The organism is Streptomyces sp. NPDC107498 (genome assembly GCF_055582805.1).
The window spans coordinates 288,106-304,976 of record NZ_JBVJPE010000005.1 but is presented as its reverse complement, the minus strand read 5'-3'; the positions used below and the strand labels follow the sequence as shown (position 1 = coordinate 304,976).

The 16,871-nt window shown below is 72.2% G+C and carries 17 protein-coding genes; 6 read left to right on the top strand and 11 right to left on the bottom strand.

What is annotated here, in order from left to right; translation table 11 throughout:
* Positions 1–6: 6 nt before the first annotated feature.
* Positions 7–1,182 (bottom strand): flavin-containing monooxygenase, encoded by a 1,176-nt coding sequence (locus tag ACZ66Z_RS11895; RefSeq protein ID WP_469933806.1) that lies wholly within the window; start codon positions 1,180–1,182, stop codon positions 7–9.
* 245 nt (positions 1,183–1,427) lie between these two features.
* Between ACZ66Z_RS11895 and ACZ66Z_RS11890 the strand changes: the two genes are divergently transcribed.
* Both ACZ66Z_RS11890 and ACZ66Z_RS11885 read left to right on the top strand, forming a co-directional pair.
* Entirely contained in the window at positions 1,428–1,880 is a 453-nt protein-coding gene (locus ACZ66Z_RS11890; RefSeq protein WP_469933805.1) for a DoxX family protein, read from the top strand.
* On the top strand, positions 1,877–2,293 hold the full coding sequence (locus ACZ66Z_RS11885) for a Zn-ribbon domain-containing OB-fold protein (protein WP_469933804.1): 417 nt from the start codon (positions 1,877–1,879) through the stop codon (positions 2,291–2,293). Before ACZ66Z_RS11890 ends, ACZ66Z_RS11885 begins: the two co-directional genes overlap by 4 nt.
* Here ACZ66Z_RS11885 and ACZ66Z_RS11880 read toward each other — a convergent pair.
* The 5 genes from ACZ66Z_RS11880 to ACZ66Z_RS11860 form a co-directional block, all read right to left on the bottom strand.
* Entirely contained in the window at positions 2,282–4,156 is a 1,875-nt protein-coding gene (locus ACZ66Z_RS11880; protein ID WP_469933803.1) for a protein kinase domain-containing protein, read from the bottom strand. The two genes, ACZ66Z_RS11885 and ACZ66Z_RS11880, sit on opposite strands and share 12 nt — an antisense overlap.
* 1,185 nt (positions 4,157–5,341) lie before the next feature.
* Complete coding sequence (locus ACZ66Z_RS11875; RefSeq protein ID WP_469933802.1) at positions 5,342–5,896, bottom strand: nitroreductase family protein; 555 nt, start codon at positions 5,894–5,896, stop codon at positions 5,342–5,344.
* 120 nt (positions 5,897–6,016) lie between these two features.
* Entirely contained in the window at positions 6,017–7,231 is a 1,215-nt protein-coding gene (locus tag ACZ66Z_RS11870) for an esterase/lipase family protein (protein ID WP_469933801.1), read from the bottom strand.
* Between the two features lie 275 nt (positions 7,232–7,506).
* Positions 7,507–7,752: a DUF397 domain-containing protein gene (locus tag ACZ66Z_RS11865; RefSeq protein ID WP_469933800.1), complete on the bottom strand. Its 246-nt coding sequence runs from the start codon at positions 7,750–7,752 to the stop codon at positions 7,507–7,509.
* Positions 7,749–8,612, bottom strand: a complete 864-nt coding sequence (locus ACZ66Z_RS11860) for a helix-turn-helix domain-containing protein (protein WP_469933799.1) — start codon at positions 8,610–8,612, stop codon at positions 7,749–7,751. The genes ACZ66Z_RS11865 and ACZ66Z_RS11860 overlap by 4 nt, the downstream gene beginning before the upstream one ends.
* A gap of 91 nt (positions 8,613–8,703) precedes the next feature.
* On the opposite strand from ACZ66Z_RS11860, the gene ACZ66Z_RS11855 reads away from it, so the two are divergent.
* A complete protein-coding gene (locus tag ACZ66Z_RS11855; protein WP_469933798.1) occupies positions 8,704–9,108 on the top strand; it encodes an ATP-binding protein in 405 nt (134 codons plus the stop codon).
* On the opposite strand, the gene ACZ66Z_RS11850 is transcribed toward ACZ66Z_RS11855, so the two are convergent.
* The 4 genes from ACZ66Z_RS11850 to ACZ66Z_RS11835 all read right to left on the bottom strand — a co-directional run bounded on the left by ACZ66Z_RS11850 (position 9,006) and on the right by ACZ66Z_RS11835 (position 12,905).
* Positions 9,006–9,509: a hypothetical protein gene (locus tag ACZ66Z_RS11850; protein WP_469933797.1), complete on the bottom strand. Its 504-nt coding sequence runs from the start codon at positions 9,507–9,509 to the stop codon at positions 9,006–9,008. The two genes, ACZ66Z_RS11855 and ACZ66Z_RS11850, sit on opposite strands and share 103 nt — an antisense overlap.
* Before the next feature lie 93 nt (positions 9,510–9,602).
* Positions 9,603–11,831 carry an FG-GAP repeat domain-containing protein gene (locus tag ACZ66Z_RS11845; protein ID WP_469933796.1) on the bottom strand — a complete coding sequence of 743 codons (2,229 nt, stop codon included), beginning with the start codon at positions 11,829–11,831 and terminating at the stop codon, positions 9,603–9,605.
* Between the two features lie 120 nt (positions 11,832–11,951).
* Complete coding sequence (locus ACZ66Z_RS11840; RefSeq protein WP_469933795.1) at positions 11,952–12,467, bottom strand: mycothiol transferase; 516 nt, start codon at positions 12,465–12,467, stop codon at positions 11,952–11,954.
* A gap of 39 nt (positions 12,468–12,506) precedes the next feature.
* On the bottom strand, positions 12,507–12,905 hold the full coding sequence (locus ACZ66Z_RS11835) for a DnaJ family domain-containing protein (RefSeq protein ID WP_469933794.1): 399 nt from the start codon (positions 12,903–12,905) through the stop codon (positions 12,507–12,509).
* A 149-nt stretch (positions 12,906–13,054) separates the two neighbouring features.
* Here ACZ66Z_RS11835 and ACZ66Z_RS11830 point away from each other — a divergent pair, with 149 nt between their 5' ends.
* Positions 13,055–13,891, top strand: a complete 837-nt coding sequence (locus ACZ66Z_RS11830) for a M23 family metallopeptidase (protein WP_469933793.1) — start codon at positions 13,055–13,057, stop codon at positions 13,889–13,891.
* Positions 13,892–13,983: 92 nt separating this feature from the next.
* On the opposite strand, the gene ACZ66Z_RS11825 is transcribed toward ACZ66Z_RS11830, so the two are convergent.
* Entirely contained in the window at positions 13,984–14,187 is a 204-nt protein-coding gene (locus ACZ66Z_RS11825) for a cold-shock protein (RefSeq protein WP_015035453.1), read from the bottom strand.
* 261 nt (positions 14,188–14,448) lie between these two features.
* Here ACZ66Z_RS11825 and ACZ66Z_RS11820 point away from each other — a divergent pair, with 261 nt between their 5' ends.
* Positions 14,449–15,321 (top strand): menaquinone biosynthetic enzyme MqnA/MqnD family protein, encoded by an 873-nt coding sequence (locus ACZ66Z_RS11820; RefSeq protein WP_469933792.1) that lies wholly within the window; start codon positions 14,449–14,451, stop codon positions 15,319–15,321.
* Positions 15,322–15,669: 348 nt separating this feature from the next.
* Complete coding sequence (mqnC, locus tag ACZ66Z_RS11815; protein ID WP_469933791.1) at positions 15,670–16,869, top strand: cyclic dehypoxanthinyl futalosine synthase; 1,200 nt, start codon at positions 15,670–15,672, stop codon at positions 16,867–16,869.
* Positions 16,870–16,871: the final 2 nt, after the last annotated feature.

The following is a 16,871-nucleotide window of genomic DNA, read 5'->3' as shown; positions in this document are numbered from 1 at the left end:
TGCAGGTCAACCGACCTGATCGACTCCCCGCTTCGCCGCCGCCCGCGCGATCCGGCGCGCGATCCTCTCCGCGTCCCTCGCCAGCTCGCGGAGCATGCCGCTGAGGGGATTGGTGAAACCGGTGAAATAGAGACCCGGCGCCCGGTTCGGGCAGCGGGGGCCGGTTGTGACCGGCAGCCCGCGCCCGTCGAGCACGTCCAGGTGCCCGAGGAGCGGTTCCAGGGCGCGCCGGTAGCCGGTCGCCGCGATCACCGCGTCCGGGGCGATCCGGGTGCCGTCCGCGAGGAGCACCTCGCCGTCCTCGAAGCCCTCCACGGCGGCGACGACCTCGACCTTCCCGGCCCGCAGGGCGTCGATCAGGCCGACGTCCTGCACCGGGATCGCGCCCTCCCGCTGCCGGGTGGCGAGGCCCCTGGTCGGCCGGGGCAGTCCGTGCGCGGTGAGGTCCGGCGCGGCGAACCGGGCGAGCAGGGCGCCCATCCGGTCGACCAGGGCCACCGGCAGTCGCCGCACCAGGATGCCGGAGCGCTGGGCGGGCCAGCCGAGGGTCGTGCGGCGCACGAGGTGGGGAGCGGTCCGCACCGCGAGCCGCACCCGGGCCGCCCCGCCCCCGGCGAGGTCGGCGGCTATCTCGGCGCCGGTGTTGCCGGCGCCCACGACGAGGACGTCCTTCCCCTCGTACGGCCCCGGGGCGCGGTACGCGCGCGCGTGCACCAGCCGGTCGCCGTACGCGTCGCGGCCGGGCCACTCGGGCAGGTGCGGGGTGTGGTTGTAGCCGGTGGCCACCACGACCGCGCTCCCGGTGAGCAGCCGCCCGCCGGTGGCGTGCAGGACCCAGTCGGCGCCGGAGCGCTCGACGCGGTGGACCTCGACCCCGGTCACGACCTCCAGCTCGTGCTTCTCCGCGTACGCCTCCAGGTAGCGGACGACGTCGGCGCGGGCGACCCAGCGACCGAAGGAGCGGGGCATCTTCAGGCCGGGGAGGGCGGAGAGCCGCCGGGTGGTGTGCAGCCGCAGCCGGTCGTAGTGCGCGCGCCAGGAGGCACCGACGGCGTCGGACTTCTCCAGGACGACGGCCCGGACGCCCCGCGCGCGCAGGGCGGCGGCGACGGCGAGCCCGCCGGGGCCGCCGCCGATGACGTACACGGGGTGGAGGGGAGGTGCAGGGGGGGTGGTGACCATGAATGCTGAGCGTAATGACGTGTACACGCAGTGGGTCTCGGTCGAGAGGGGATTTCGATTGCGAATCGGTCACGCGCGCGACCCGGCGCGGCCGGAACCGACCTCGCACGGCCGGAACCGACCTCGCACGGCCGGAGTCGGCCCCGCGCGGCCGGAGTCGGCCCCGTGCGCCCGCCTCTTGCGGCAGGGCCCGGGTCTGCGCTGAACTGACGTACCGTCAGGTCGAGCTCGTGGGGAGAGACCGTATGCAGACCGTCTGGCTCACCGGCGCCGAATGGCTCGCCGTCCTCCGCATCGGCCTCGGCCTGTGGTGGCTGGAGAGCTGGCGCCACAAGGACAAGAAGGGCTGGTTCGAGCGCGGCACCGGCATCGCCTGGGCGGCCGACGTGGCCGGTGGACACAGGTGGGCGGTGGTGAGGAACGGCTTCGACGCCGTCGTCGCCCCGCGCCCCAAGCTCATGGCGTACGTCGTCGTCTACGCCGAACTCGCCCTCGGCCTCGGCCTCGTCACCGGCCTCCTCACCCCGGTCGCCCTCGTCGGCGGCCTCCTCCTCAACCTCCTCTACCTCGTCCTGATGATCCACGACTGGGCCGAGCAGGGGCAGAACGCGATGATGGCGCTGATCTCCCTCGTCGCCCTCCTCGCCGTGTCCTGGCAGACCTGGTCCCTCGACTCCGCGATCGGACTCTTCCGATGACCGCCACCCCGGCGAACCTCCCCGACGTCGACGCCTTCACCCGCCCCTACTGGGACGCCGCCGCCGAAGGGCACCTCCTGCTGCGCCGCTGCGCCGCCTGCGACCGCGTCCACCACTACCCGCGCGAGTTCTGCCCGTACTGCTGGAGCGAGGACGTCCGCTGGGAGCGGGCGAGCGGCCGCGCCGACCTCTACACCTGGTCGGTCGTCCACCGGAACGACCTCCCGCCCTTCGGCGACCGCGTCCCGTACGTCGCGGCCGTCGTCGACCTCGCCGAGGGCCCGCGCATGATGACGGAGGTCGTGGGCGTGGCGGAGGAGGACCTCCGGATCGGGATGGAGCTGGAGGTCGCGTTCCGCAGGGAAGGGGAGGTCACCGTCCCCGTCTTCGGCCCTCCCCGGTCAGAGGGCTGAGATGTTCCGCCAGAGGTAGGCGCGGTCTCCGGAGTTGCAGGTGTACGTCATCACGAACGGCGGACCGGTCAGCAGGCACATGCCGTTGTTCACGTTCTTGATCGTCCGCCCTGAGGACGTCGACGTGCCGACCTTCCAGGACTGGACGCCGGAGCCGTTGCAGGGGGCGAGCGCGACGGTGGAGCTGGAGGGCTGGAGGCAGTTCCCCGACTTCCTGCTGATGAGGCGGAAGGTGCCGTTCGCCCCGGGGGAGTACGTCCACGCGTACGAGAGGCTGCCGCCGTTGCGGGCCGAGGAGCCGCACTCGTAGGTGTTGACGAGGGTGGCCCAGCCCTCGTCGCTCTCGGCCAGGCACTGCCCGTTCGAGGCGTTCTCGATGGAGTACGTCCCCGAGGGCGCCGATCCGCCGGAGGACGGGGGCGCGGGCTGCCGGGTCGTCGGCTTCGGGGCGGGGTCGGTGGTCGCCCCGCCGGACGTGCCGCCGCCGGAGGAGGAGGTGGAGGAACCGGAACCGGACCCGGACCCGGAGGCGCTGGACCCGCCACCGGTCGTGGTGGGACCGCCGGAGGACGAACCGCCGGAGGACGAGCCCCCAGTGGACGAGGAGCCGGTGGACGAGGAGCCGCCGGGCGGCGTGCCCGCGCCTCCCGCCCCGCCGCCCGCACCGGGCGGCGGGACGGCTGTGGCGGGACCCGAGGGCTCGGCGCCCGGCTTCCCGGACGCCGACGGCTTGACGGACGGCTTGGCGGTCGCCGGACCGGCGGACCCGACCGGGGCGGGCTGCGAGGCCACCGCGGACGGCGAGGAGGACGCCTCCGGCGCCGCACCGAGACGGCCGACGTACGGGCTGAGGGCGACGGTCAGAGTGGTGCCGGTCGCGACGACGACGGGCACCACGAGCATGACGAGCCGGTTGCGCCGCCGCTTGCCGGGGTCGGCCGCACCCGTAAGGGCGACCGCGTCGGGCGAGGCGGCCCCCGGCTCCTGCGGGGCCTGCGGGGCCTGCGGGGTCAGCGAGGCCGTCGCCACGTCCTGGGCCGGGTCGATCCGCTCCAGCTCCGCGAGCTGCTCGGCGGTCGGGGCGCCGGAGGCGAAGGCGGCCCGCTCGGCGATCCGCTCCCCGACGGCCGCCGGCCACGCGGCTCCCGCCGCGCGCTCCTCGGTGAGCCCGACGAGCTCCTCGGCCGTCGGCCGGTCCGCCGGATCCTTGGCGAGACACTTCCGTACGAGCTCCGCCAGCTCGGGGTCGCCCTCCGGGAGCCGCCCGAACTCGGGCTCGCCGTGGACGACCCGGTAGAGCAGGCCGGGCCCGGAACCGTCACCGAACGGAGGTCGCCCGTTCGCCGCGTACAGCAGGAGGCTGCCGAGGCCGAACACATCCGCCGCCCCGGTCAGTTCGCGCTCGGCGACGGCCTGTTCGGGCGCCATGTAGGCGGGGGTTCCGATGACCATGCCGGTCTTGGTCAGCCGGCTCTGGTCGGCCGCCCGGGCCACGCCGAAGTCGATGAGCGAGAGGCCGCCGCCGGTCAGCATCACGTTGGACGGCTTGAGGTCGCGGTGCACCATGTCCGCGCCGTGCACCACCCGCAGCCCGGCCGCCGCCTCCCGGAGGAGCCGCCACAGGGCGCCGCCGGACAGCGGGCCGCCGTTGAGCCGGACGGCCTCGTTGAGGGTGATGCCGGGGATGAACTCGGTCGCGAACCACGGCGGCTTCGCCGTGCGGTCGCTCGCGAGGAGCTTGGTGTTGGCCCCGGCGGGCAGCCGGGCCAGGTTGTCGAGCTCGTGCCCGAAGTGGCTGAGGAAGTCGGCGTCCTCGGCGAGCACGGGAAGGACCCGCTTCACCGCCGCGAACTTCCCGGGCACGGCACCGAGATAGACCCGTCCCATCCCACCGGACCCGAGCACGCCGAGCAGCCTGAACGCCCCGATCTGCCGGGGATCACCCGGTGCGAGCGGCGTCGCCCCACTGCCGCGCAAACTGTCGAGACTGTCGAGACTGGAGTGGTCTTGCGGTTCCCCCTGCATGGGCCACACAGTAGCCGAGCGTTTTTGCGATCTGAATGGCAATCAAGTCGTTCTTGCGCGGCAGTGGTTGAGGGGATTCTGGGGGGCCGGGGGGCCGGGGGGCCGGGGGGCCGGAAGGGTTGGGACTCCGCGGGTCTGGGCTGCTCGGGGTGATCCGGCGGCGAGGGTGCGGGTGCGGCCGCCCTCTTTCCGAGTGTGGCGGCCTCCGCCACCGCGTCAAGGGCGCTCCTGCGTCGCGTCGGCTTCGCCGATTCCGCTTCGCTCCACCCTTGACCCGGCGGCGGAGGCCGCCTTTTCCCACTCGGAGGGCGGCCGGGTGCGGGGCCGCGCGGGGGCTTCGGGCAGCGTCCGGGGCCGGGGGGCGGCTTTCGGGCCGGTGGGGTGGGGCTGGGTTCACGGCGGAGGCGGGTGGGGCCGGTTCCGTGCGCCGGGGTGCGCGGTCGTTGCACGGGGTGGCCCGGGTCGGCTCGGCGGCCGAGGGCTGTGCGGGGGTCGGGCTTCAGGCCCCGCTGGTCGCCGTGGGTGTGGGTTTCCCGCAGTAACTCGGACTGGTCGGATGATGTGCCCCTTTTGGGCTCCGATCGAGGGCTGTTACCGGGAGTGGAGCGGACTTGTGTGCGCCTCTCCACCCACCGGGAGCGACCAGCGGGGCCTGAGGCCCGGCCGACGAGCGACCGGGACCCGCCGAGCGCAGCCGGGCCGCCCCGTGCAACGACCGCGCACCGAGAGCCGGGGCGAGCAGCCCCATCCGCCCCGGCCGTGAACCCAGCCCCACCCCACCGGCCCGAAAGCCGCTCTCCCGCCCCCCGCCGCTGCCCGGGCCTCGGCGGGGACCCCGGCCCCCGGACCGCCCTCCGAGAGGTCTTTCGCTCCTGGAGGCGGCGGGTCAAGGGTGGCCGCAGGCCATCGGCGAAGCCGACTCGCCCTTGACGCGCCGCCGGAAGGAGCGACTCTCGGAAAGAGGGCGGTCCCACCAGAAGCCCACGCAGCACGCCCACCCCGAGAACCCGGCGACGGTGCCCGTCAGGGGGCCCAGGGCGCGCCCAGCAGATCCGCGACGCTGCGCCGGTCGCGGCCCTCCGGCCGCTCCTCGCCCGCCTTCCCCAGCGCCATCATGGAGACGATCGACCATCCCGGACCCGGTCCCAGCTCCTTGGTGAGGCCCTCCATGTCGAAGGCCCGGAACTGGTGGGAGGCCAGCCCCAGCGCCTCCGCCTGGACGGTCATGTGCGCGATGGCCTGGCCGAGGTCGTAGTCCGCGAACTCGGAGTAGAGCAGCTCCGAATCCCCCACGTGCCGACGCGCCAGCGTGACGACGAGCAGCCCCGCGTTCGTCGCCCACCGGGCCGAGCTGGGCGCCAGGTGCCGGACCACCCGCTCGTGGTCCGGCTCGCCCGGCCGGCTCACGAAGAACCCCCACGGCTGGGAGTTCCCGGCGGACGGTGCCCACCGCGCGGCCTCCAGCAGCAGGCGCAGGGAGTGGTCGTCGACGGCTGCCGACGCGTCGAACTGGTAGGGGCTGAACCGTCCCGCGAGGAGAGGATGGATGCCACCGGACGGCCCGGGATCACGTTGCATGTCCCGCTCCAACCAGCCACCGCACAGGCGTATTCCGGCACCACGCCCCGGCCGGCCGGTCGCCTCCGACCGGTCGGGCCGTCCGCGCGGCGGCCGGCCCGACCCGTGTGCTGCGGAGGATCAGTCGGGCAGCCGTTCCAGCAACCACTCGCCGAGTTCCCGGGTGATGGCGGTGTGCGCCGTCGTGTCCGAGGAGCAGACGAAGTCGTCGACCTCGCTCTCCTCGGGATCCAGGTCGTCGATGTTCGTGAAGAGGTCCTTCTGCTGGTCGATGTCGCGGATCGCGACCGCGCTGACCGAGGGGACGAAGCAGACGTCCTCGTGCCGCAGGTCGATCTGGGCGCCGGCCTCCTTCAGCTTGTCGGCGAGGATGCCGTACGAGCGCAGGGTGCCGCCGGGGGCGCCGTCCAGCTCGGGGAAGTCGCTCGTCGTGATCGTCTTCTCGGCCGGGGGGAACCGTCGCTTCAGTTCGGCGACGATCACGTCCTTGCCCTGCGACTGGGCGTGGAAGGTCGTGCCCGGGTAGATCCGCTCGACCTTCAGCGCGGTCTCGCCGGGCGGAACCGCCAGGCCCTCGCCGTCGCCACGGCCGTTGGCGAGCGCCAGTTTGCGGGGGTGGTTCGGCCAGTTGCCGACGCGCGCCAGCTCCTCCAGGAACTGCTTGCGCTCGGGGGCGATCCCGACCTGCCCGGTCTTCGGGTCGTAGTGCCGCCAGAGCATCTGCCGGGCGGCCGGGCTGTTCATCTGCCGGGCGAAGGCGTTCGGGGCCGGGATGAAGTGGGAGAACGCCTGGAGGCCGATCGGCACGACGGCGCCGCGGTGCGGCGTGTCGTAGGAGAAGTACAGGCGGGTGCGGTGGTCGACCCGCGCCTCCTCCAGCTTGGCCAGGGCGTACCGGGTGACCAGACCGCCCATGCTGAAACCGCCCACGGTCAGCGGCGCGCTGCCCAGTTGCATGGCGGTGGTCTGCAGGATGGCGGCCACCACCGCTTCGGCGTTGTCCAGGACCGAGGCGGAGCGCTCGTTCAGGCCGATCAGGATGACGTCACGGCCGCGGCGGCGAAGTTCCGTCAGGAGGGGGAACTCGCGGTCCAGGCCGGCGTACAGCGCCTTCAGATCGCTCTTGCCGAGGTTGAAGCCGTCGCACATGATCACCGGCCGGGTGATCCCCTGGTTGCCCTCGCCGTGGAAGACGTGGGCGAAACCGTGCGGCAGTTCCCACTGCTCGTCCGGCTCCGGGACGGGATGCGACAGCGGAACCGGCGACTCGGCACCCACGGGGGTGGCGAGAGTGAACCCACCGGCGCTCTGCTCGGCCTGCTCCTGCTCGGACAAGGTCGTCTCCTTCCGTACGCGCGCATGGCACAGCGGCCCGCTCCGGAAGCGGGCCGAGGGACTGTGAGCGGCGCGAGGACGGACTCATCCTCGACGGCGTTCTCGCAGGTCGGCCGTGACGCGCCCGGTTCCTCATCCGTACGAAGGGATCGGAGGTGAACGGCGCATACGTCCGGTGCGCCCCCCGTTCGGCTGACGGGAGGGCCACCGGGTCGATCCCTGGGCGCAGGCGCCCAGGATGTGCGGCGCCGGCGTGTTGACCGCCTTGATCGAGGTCACGCCCCGGACGCCACGACCAGGAAAGCGGCCCAGGAGGCGGGGGAGACGGCGAGCTGGGGGCCGTGGGGGTTCTTGGAGTCGCGGACGTGGACGAGGGCGGGATGGGCGGCGACTTCGACGCAGTTGCCGCCTTCGCCGCTGCTGTAGCTGGACTTGCGCCAGTCGTAGGCGACTTCGATGCACTCGCCGCCTTCGCCGTCGCTGTAGCTGCTCTTGAACCAGGCCAGATCTGCGGTGCTCATAGCTCTCCCAGCATCTTTTCGATCAACTCCAGGGACTCATGGGGCGAGAGTGCCTGTGATCGCAGGATCCCATAACGCTCGGTGTATACGCGTACCTCTTCTGGGTCGGTGATCAGCCGAGGATGTCCATAGATCTCGGTGTACGCGACCTCCCGCCGCCCCTTGGGAGTCAGGAGCGTGAAGGCGCCGTCGAGGGAAGGGTGGTCATCCTTCGTCAGCGGCATCACCTGGAGGTGAACCGTACGGCGGCCCGCGACTTCAGCGATGTGCCGGAGCTGTTCGCGGTGGATCCGCAAACCCCCGGTGGGGCGACGCAGGACAGCCTCCTCAAGGACGAAGCTGACCGTCGTCGGCGGCCACTTGTCGAGGAGCGTCTGTCGAGCCATACGGTCGACTACCCACTTGTCGATCGTTTCCTCGTCCCAGACGGGTCGGCGGTGTCGCATGACGGCCCGTGCGTACGCGTGGGTCTGCAACAAGCCCGGCACCGCCTGCACCTCGTAATAGTGCAACGCCACGGCCTCCGCCTCCGCCTTCGCGAAGCTCCGGAACCAGTCCGGATGCCGCACCCGCGCCCGGGAGATGGCCTCCCGCACGTCGTCCGCTGCCGCCGCCAACACCCCGCCCGCCCCCAGCACCGGGTCGACCTGGAGCAGGAAGTCCGGCTGGGGGACCCGTACGCCCCGCTCGATCGAGGAGACGAGGTCCTCGCTGCAATGCGTGAGGGCGGCCAGCTCCGCCTGGCTCAGGCCCGCGTTCCGCCGCAGGGCCTTGATCTGTTTGCCCAGCGCCCGGAAAAGGTGCGCCGTACCGTCCACTTCGGAGGGCCGTTCCGGCCGCTCCTCCTCGTTCCCCGACATCCGTACCGCCCTCTTGGCGTACCCGTACAGTTACCCAGCGTCGTGGTGTCACTGCTGGTCAGCGTATGGCCGGGGGGCCAGGGTCGGGGGCATGAAATCCGAAACCGCCACTCCAACCGGTGAGTTCGCGCTCCGGCTCTCGGCAACGCGCCGGGGCGCGCGCCTGGCGCGGTTACTCGCCGTGCAACAGCTCCACGACTGGGGCCTGAGCGGAACCGATGCCATCGAACTGGTCGTCGCCGAGCTGGCCAACAACGCGGTCCAGCACGGCCGGGTGCCGGGGCGGGACTTCGAGGTGCGGATGGAGCGGGGCGACGGCCACGTACGGGTCGAGCTGTCCGACGCGCGGGGCGAGCGGCGGCCGGTGCCCGCCCGGGAGCCGGACGAGGGCGGCTACGGGCTGCTGCTCGTCGCCGCCCTCGCCACGGCGTGGGGCGTGAAGGACCGGTCGGTCGGCAAGACGGTCTGGGCGACCGTGCCGCTGACGCGCACCTGAGACGTCAGAACACGGCCGAGTCCCGCCGAACTCGTCCCAGCTGTAGACGCTGCCATGTCGTACAGCGTGTGGACGGTCCCGTCCATCTTGACGACCAGGTCGCTCCGGAGGCCCCCGTAGTAGGTCCCCTCGGGCAGGACGGTCGTGACGCCGTCCTCGGAGCGCGTCCAGCGGTAGACCCCCTCCGTCCCCTCGGTCGAGCGGGTCAGGAAACCGGACGGGCCGTTGCCGATGAGAAGCGAGCCGGGCGGCAGCTCCGACGCGGCCTGCGGGGCCTCCTCGGCGGCGGCCGTCACGGCATCCGTCGTCGCCAGGGCCGTCGGCGCGGCCGTAACCGTCGCGCCCGCAGTGACGGCGACGGCTGCGGCGAGACGGTGCCGGGGCGTGCGTACTCGGGACACGGTCGTGTTCCTCCCTTGGGGCATGGCGTGGCGATTCACGCCATGCCCCAAGGGCCTCCGGGAAGATCGAAGGGTTGTACGCCCAACCCCGTTTCAGGAGACCGAGGTGAACTTGGTGCCCTCGCCCGCGTACAGGTTCGTCGTCATGCGCGCGAACGGCGCCGTCGCCGATCCCGTCGAGCGGTAGACGTACGTGCCGCCCGATCCGTACGCGATCAGGTCCGGGCGGCCGTCGTTGTCGACGTCGCCGGCGCCGACGAGCTGGGAGAAGGCGCCCCAGCCGGCGCCGATCCTCACGCGCGGGGAGAAGCCGCCCGCGTCGTTGCCCTGGTAGAGCCACAGGACGCCGGAGGCGTCGCGCGCGACCAGGTCGCCGATGGAGGAGCCGGCGATGTCGCCGACGGCGGTGATCTGGTTGTAGACGCCCCAACCGCCGCCGACGCGGACGCGGTTGCCGAACGGGTGGAACTCGTCGGCGGTGCTCGGGTAGCGCCACAGGACGCCGGAGCCGTCGATGGCGAGGAGGTCGGGCCTGCCGCCTCCGGTCAGGTCCGAGCCGCCGGTCAGCTTGGTGTAGGCGCCCCAACCGCCGCCGACCCTGATGCGCGTGGACAGGGTGCCGTCGCCGTTGCCCTTGTAGAGCCAGAGGACGCCGCTGCCGTCGAGGGCGACGAGGTCGCCGGGCGTGCGGCCCACGATGTCGCCGACGGCCTCGATCTGCTTGTACGTGTTCCAGCCCGTGCCGATCTTCGTCCGCTTCGCCGTGATCACCTGGCCGCCCGTCGGCCAGTCGAAGAGGTCGTCGCGCCACAGGGCGCCGGAGGCGTCCCGGGCGAGGACGTCGGTGGAGCCGTTGTCGTTGGCGTCGTGCGGGTTGGCCTTCCGGACGACCCGGAAGGAGCCCCAGGCGGTCGCCGGGCCCCCCGCACCGTCGTCCGGCGTCGCGGTGACCGACCAGCTGTAGTCGCCGTTCGGGGCGCTGATGCCGTCCACGACGCCGTTCCACGCGTAGGCGAAGCGGGTGCCCGACGACGGCCGGGCCAGGCGCTCGGTGCGCTTCTTCCCGGTGCGCACGTGCGTCAGCGTGAGGTCCACGGTGGCGTCGGCCCGGGACAGGGTCCACTCCATGGGGACGGTCGTGCCCGGCTTCTCCAGGTCGACCGAGGAGGGGACCCGGGACTCGTTCACCTGGACGGCCAGGACCCGGCCGGTGTCCGCCGCGAGCGTCACCTCCGGGCGGGCGCCGCCGGCCCCGCCCCGGATGCGGAGGATCCCGTCGCCCGGGGCGCCGTAGCCGCGCACGAGCACGGAGCCGTCCGGGGCGTGGGCCGCACTGGAGAAGTTGTCCAGGACCCTGTACGGCTGGGCGGAGGCGTCCGTGATGCTCCGCGCGTACAGCGGGCTGGGCGGCTCGCCGGCGGCCGTGCCCGGCACGCCGTACAGCAGGACGTCCCCGACGATGCCGGCGACCACGACACCGCTCATGGAGCCGTCCATCGGGAACCGTACGACGCTGTTCGTGACGATCTCGGCGCCACCGGCCTCCGGGTGGTGGACCCACGCCCTGCGGGTGGGGGTGTACGCGCCGGTCGTGCCCTGCGTCCACCGGAGGGAGCCCGAGGAACCCTCCCAGTCGATGACCGAGTTGCTGAGCGTGCTGGTGGTCGCCGTCCACCACGAGGGCCTGTACTCGGTGTTCGGCGACGACCGCGTCATCTCGGCGCCCAGGACGACCAGGTTCCTGCCGTCGGAGGCGACGACCTTGTAGTCCGTGTTGCGGGTGCGGGACGAGAGCTTCGACTTCTGGGCGACGCCGTTGACGCGGGCGAGCTTCCACAGCTCGCGGTAGCCCTCGACGCCGGTCGCGACGCTCACGTAGAGGTTCTCGCCGACGGCGCCGACCAGCTGCGCCGGGGCCCTGAACTCGGAGTAGAGGTCGAAGTACGTGGAGAGGGTGCCGCCGGGCCTCATGTCCCGCAGCCAGACCGAACCGCCGCCGTTGCTCGTCACGGCGATGTCGGAGTTGCTGTCGTGGCCCACGGTGCCCGAGAGGGGCGTGACCGAGCCGTCGGCGTACGCGTGCCACTCCATGAGGGTGTTGCCCTGGTCGTCGCGGCGCGAGGCGAGGTAACCGGTGGTGCCGGCGCCGGCGACGTCGGCGTCGACGGGCAGGAGGGCCGCGTCCAGGGCGGCCGCGGGCGCGGGCGCAGCGGTGGGGGCCGCCGTCGCCGGGACGGTGACGAGCGTCCCCGCCACGGCGGTGACCGTGGAGAGGGTGAGGACCGCGGCGGCGAAGCGGCGGACGGACGAGCGGTGCTGCACGGTGGAATTCCCCCCGGGACGACCGAGCGTGGCGGTCGCCACGACCGGTTGGACTCGTGATCGTCCGCAGGGGTTGTACGAAGGGACCGAACTGGTGGTCCCGTCAGTCGGACGGGGCGGTCACGGACCCTCTCGCCGTTCCACCGCGCCCCGCGCGTACGCCGCCTGCCCCGCGTGCTGGAGGTCGTCCGTGATCACCGACACCAGGCGGACGCCGAGGGTGACCGGCGGGTCCCAGCGGGTGTCGACGATCCGGTCCAGGTCCGCGTTCGTGACGGCGCGGACCAGCTCCTCGGTGCGGGCGTGCACGGCGTCGTGGTAGCCGAGCAGCAGCTCCGCGGACGCGCGGACCTCGGCGACCTGCGCGCTCGTCTGACCGTAGCCGGTGGCGCGCTTCGGGAAGGGCAGCCCGAAGCGGTCCGCCCAGCCGTCCGAGGTCCACAGCTGGTCCGTCCCGAAGGCGTCCGCGAGATGGTCGTCCTGGACGCGGGTGAGGTGCCAGACGAGCCAGGCGACCGAGTTGGCGTCGGGATCGATCCGTACGGCGAGCTCCTCGTCCGTCAGCCCCTCCACGGCCTCGTGGACGACCTCGCGGATCCGGCCGAACGCGTCGACCAGCAGACCGGCACTGTTCATGGGGGCTCCTCCGGGTCGGGGCCCAGGCGGGTCGGGGCCCTAGGAACGATCCTGCCGCCACTGCTCGACCGCCGCATCCACGTCGATGGGCGTCAGGTTCAGCGGGGGGCCCGCCGGCGGGCGGAGGAGCGCCTCGGCGATCTTGGTGTTGATGTCCCCGAGGATGCGGCGGACCTGGCTCTCCGAGACGGCCGCGGCCGCCGCCGCCCGCGCGTCCTCGGCCTCCTTGCGCAGGGCGAGGGAGGGCGGCAGCACGGACGCGCCCTCGCGGTGCATCTTCCCCTTGATCCACCACAGCTCGTCGTACGGGGCCGAGTCGTCGGGGAGGGGCTTGCCGAAGCCGGGCAGGCTGCGGAACTCGCCGCGCTCCGACGCCTCGCGGATCTGTTTGTCGACGAACGACTCGAAGCTGACTCCTGGCGGTTTGCGTTCGGTCATGTGTCCAGACTACGTATCCGCGCCCGTACGGGTGTGGTCTTCGCGGTCTACTGCGGCACGCGGTCTTCCGGCACCCTGGGGCCGTTCCACGCGCGTCGACCCCTGCTCCGCCCCCGTTCGCCGATCCCCGACCCCCTACCGGAGGACGCATGCGTGCACGGATCACCCCCCTCGGCACCCTGCTCGCGCTCGTCGCGGGCCTGCTCACCGCGCTCGTCACCACCACCCCCGCCCAGGCCGCGCCGCTCTTCAAGGCGCCCTTCCCCTGCGGGCAGACCTGGACCTACAGCCACCACTCGGCCGAGGTCCGCCAGGCGCTCGACTTCGTCCGCTCCGACGGCGGCGGCACCGCCGGCACCCCGGTGCTCGCCTCGGCGTCCGGCAGGGCCTACCGCTACTCCCAGCCGACCGGAGCCGGGAACTACCTCGTGATCGACCACGGCGCCGGCTGGAAGACGTACTACTTCCACCTCAGCGCCTACGCGGTCGCCGACGGCGCCTCGGTCGCCCAGGGGCAGCAGATCGGCACCACCGGCTCCACCGGCAACAGCTCCGGAGCCCACATCCACTACGAGCAGCTCTACAACGGCGTCGGCCAGACCGTCGTGATCAACGGCGCCTCCCTCGCCCCCTACCCCGGCTCCTACGGCTCCAAGTTCCTGACCAGCGACAACGGCTGCTCGGGCGGAGGAGGCGGCAAGTACTGGGTCGACACCTTCGCCGACGCCACCGGCTACGCCCAGGCGAACACGAACGCCCCGCAGGGCGTCCTGAAGGCGGGCACCAACTACGTGTACTGCAAGGTCTGGGGCGCGGAGGTCCGCGACGGCTCCGGGAACTACAACCACTGGTGGCTGAGGACCGACCTCGACACCGTCCAGCCCGGGGGCAACGGCTACGGGGCGTACGTGTCCGCGTACTACCTGTCCCGCTGGGGCAACGACGAGGCCCGCGACAACAACGGGACCGTCATCCCGAACTGCTGAGAAAAGGGCAGGAGCCCCGCTCGTGCCGTGAGGCACGGAGCGGGGCTCCTTGGGTACTGCTCTAGTCGTGCGCGTTCGCCGACCCGGGCAACTTAGGCCGGGGAGACGTTCTCCGCCTGCGGGCCCTTCGGGCCCTGCGTGACGTCGAAGGTCACGAGCTGGTTCTCCTCGAGCGAGCGGAAGCCGTTCGCGTTGATCGCGGAGTAGTGGACGAAGACATCCGGGCCGCCGCCGTCCTGGGCGATGAAGCCGAAGCCCTTTTCAGCGTTGAACCACTTCACGGTTCCGGTAGCCATGAGCCCTCCTATGGGCCAAAGGGTCGCCCTGCTCCAGAACCTGCAAACAAGTCTGAAAACTACAAAAGCCTGCGGGTCACATGCTCCGCAGGCTCTGTACTGCAAGGGAAACCAAACTGCAACTTGCGTTGAGCGTAGCACGCAGGACGCTCGCGGCGGTAGAGGTAAAGATCACGTCACCCGCATGTTTGATTCGGTTCCGTGCGCTGACGCGTGTGCCCCGCCGATGCCCACACCGTGAGACGGGTCTAGCCTCGCGATGTGGACAAAACAACCGACGACCAGCAGCGCAGCCGGCCCCGCGTCGGACACATCCAGTTCCTGAACTGCCTCCCCCTCTACTGGGGCCTCGCCAGGACCGGGACGCTCCTCGACCTCGAGCTCACCAAGGACACGCCGGAGAAGCTCAGCGAGCGGCTCGTCCGGGGCGATCTCGACATCGGACCGATCACCCTCGTCGAGTACCTCCGGCACGCGGAGGACCTGGTCGCGCTCCCGGACATCGCCGTCGGCTGCGACGGGCCCGTCATGTCCTGCGTGATCGTCTCCCAGCGGCCCCTGGCGGAGCTCGACCGCGCGCGCGTGGCCCTGGGTTCCACCTCCCGCACCTCCGTGCGGCTCGCCCAGCTGCTCCTGGCCGAGCGGTACGGGGTCGAGCCCGACTACTACACCTGCCCGCCGGACCTCGGCCTGATGATGCAGGAGGCGGAGGCGGCCGTCCTCATCGGCGACGCCGCGCTCCGGGCCTCCCTGCACGACGCGCCCCGCCTCGGCCTCCAGGTCCACGACCTGGGGCTGATGTGGAAGGAGTGGACGGGCCTGCCGTTCGTCTTCGCCGTGTGGGCGGCGCGCAAGGACTTCCTGGCGCGCGAGCCGGAGACCGTCCACGAGGTGCACCAGGCGTTCCTGGCCTCGCGCGACCTCTCCCTCGAAGAGGTCGCCAAGGTCGCCGAGCAGGCCGCCCGCTGGGAGACCTTCGACGCCGAACTCCTGGAGCGGTACTTCCGCACGCTCGACTTCCGTTTCGGCCCCGAGCAGCTCGCGGGCGTGCGGGAGTTCGCCCGCCGCACCGGCCCCACGACCGGCTTCCCGGCGGACGTCGCGGTGGAACTCCTGCCGCCCCCGGTGCGATAAGCGGCGGAGCCGCCGGGAATGGCGCGGGACAAGGAATGCCGCCGGGCCTTTCCCGGCGCCGGGCGGCCCTTTCCGCGTGCCGGGCGGGCCTTTCCGGGCGCCACCGGGAATGCGGTCGCTCTCCCCGGCGGTCCGGCCCCGGACCCGCCGGTAATGGGGCGCGCCGGTGACGCGGCCGGAATTCACCGGATATTCGCCGGACTCCCGCGCGTCCCTCCCCGGCGCCTCACCCGCCGGCCACCCTTCCCGGGCTCCCGCGGCCGCCGACCCGTACCCTGCGGAAGTCGCCGGGAGCGCTGGCGTAGGCTGGTTCGGTCTGTCATAACCCCTCCGAAAGGGATGCACCCGGTGACCGAGAAGGCCGAACTCCAGTCCGTTCTCGACCGCGCCGCCGCGGGTGGCCGGATCACCCCCGAGGAGGCGCTCGACCTCTACCGCTCGGCGCCCCTGCACGCGCTGGGCGCCGCCGCCGACGCGGTGCGCCGCCGCCGGTACGCGGGGACCGAGCACATCGCGACGTACATCATCGAGCGGAACATCAACTACACGAACGTCTGCGTGACGGCGTGCAAGTTCTGCGCGTTCTACGCCGCCCCGAAGGACACCGCGAAGGGCTGGTCCCGGGACCTCGACGACATCCTGCGCCGCTGCGCGGAGACCGTGGAGCTCGGCGGCACGCAGATCATGTTCCAGGGCGGCCACCACCCGGACTACGGCGTCGAGTACTACGAGGAGCACTTCGCCGCCATCAAGAAGGACTTCCCGCAGCTGGTCATCCACTCCCTCGGCGCCTCCGAGGTCGAGCACATGGCCCGCATCTCCGGCGTCTCCGTCGAGGAGGCGATCAGCCGCATCCACGCGGCCGGCCTCGACTCCTTCGCGGGCGCCGGCGCCGAGCTGCTCCCCGAACGGCCGCGCAAGGCCATCGCCCCGCTCAAGGAGAGCGGCGAGCGCTGGCTGGAGATCATGGAGATCGCCCACGGGCTGGGCGTCGAGTCCACCTCCACCATGCTGATGGGCACCGGCGAGACCAACGCCGAGCGGATCGAGCACCTGCGGATGATCCGTGACGTGCAGGACCGGACGGGCGGCTTCCGGGCCTTCATCCCGTACACGTACCAGCCGGAGAACAACCACCTCAAGGGCCGGACGCAGGCCACGCTCTTCGAGTACCTGCGCATGATCGCGACCGCCCGGCTCTTCCTCGACAACGTCGCCCACATCCAGGGCTCGTGGCTCACCACGGGCAAGGAGATCGGCCAGCTGACCCTGCACTACGGCGCCGACGACCTGGGCTCGATCATGCTGGAGGAGAACGTCGTCTCCTCGGCCGGCGCCAAGCACCGCTCCAACCTGCGCGAGATGATCGACATGATCCGCACCGCGGACCGCGTCCCGGCGCAGCGCACCACGACGTACGAGCACATCGTGGTCCACGACGACCCGGCGAACGACCCGGTCGACGAGCGCGTCGCCTCGCACATCTCGTCCACCGCGATCGCGGGGGGCACGGCGCACCCCGAGCTGAAGCTCCTCGACGCCCGCTGACG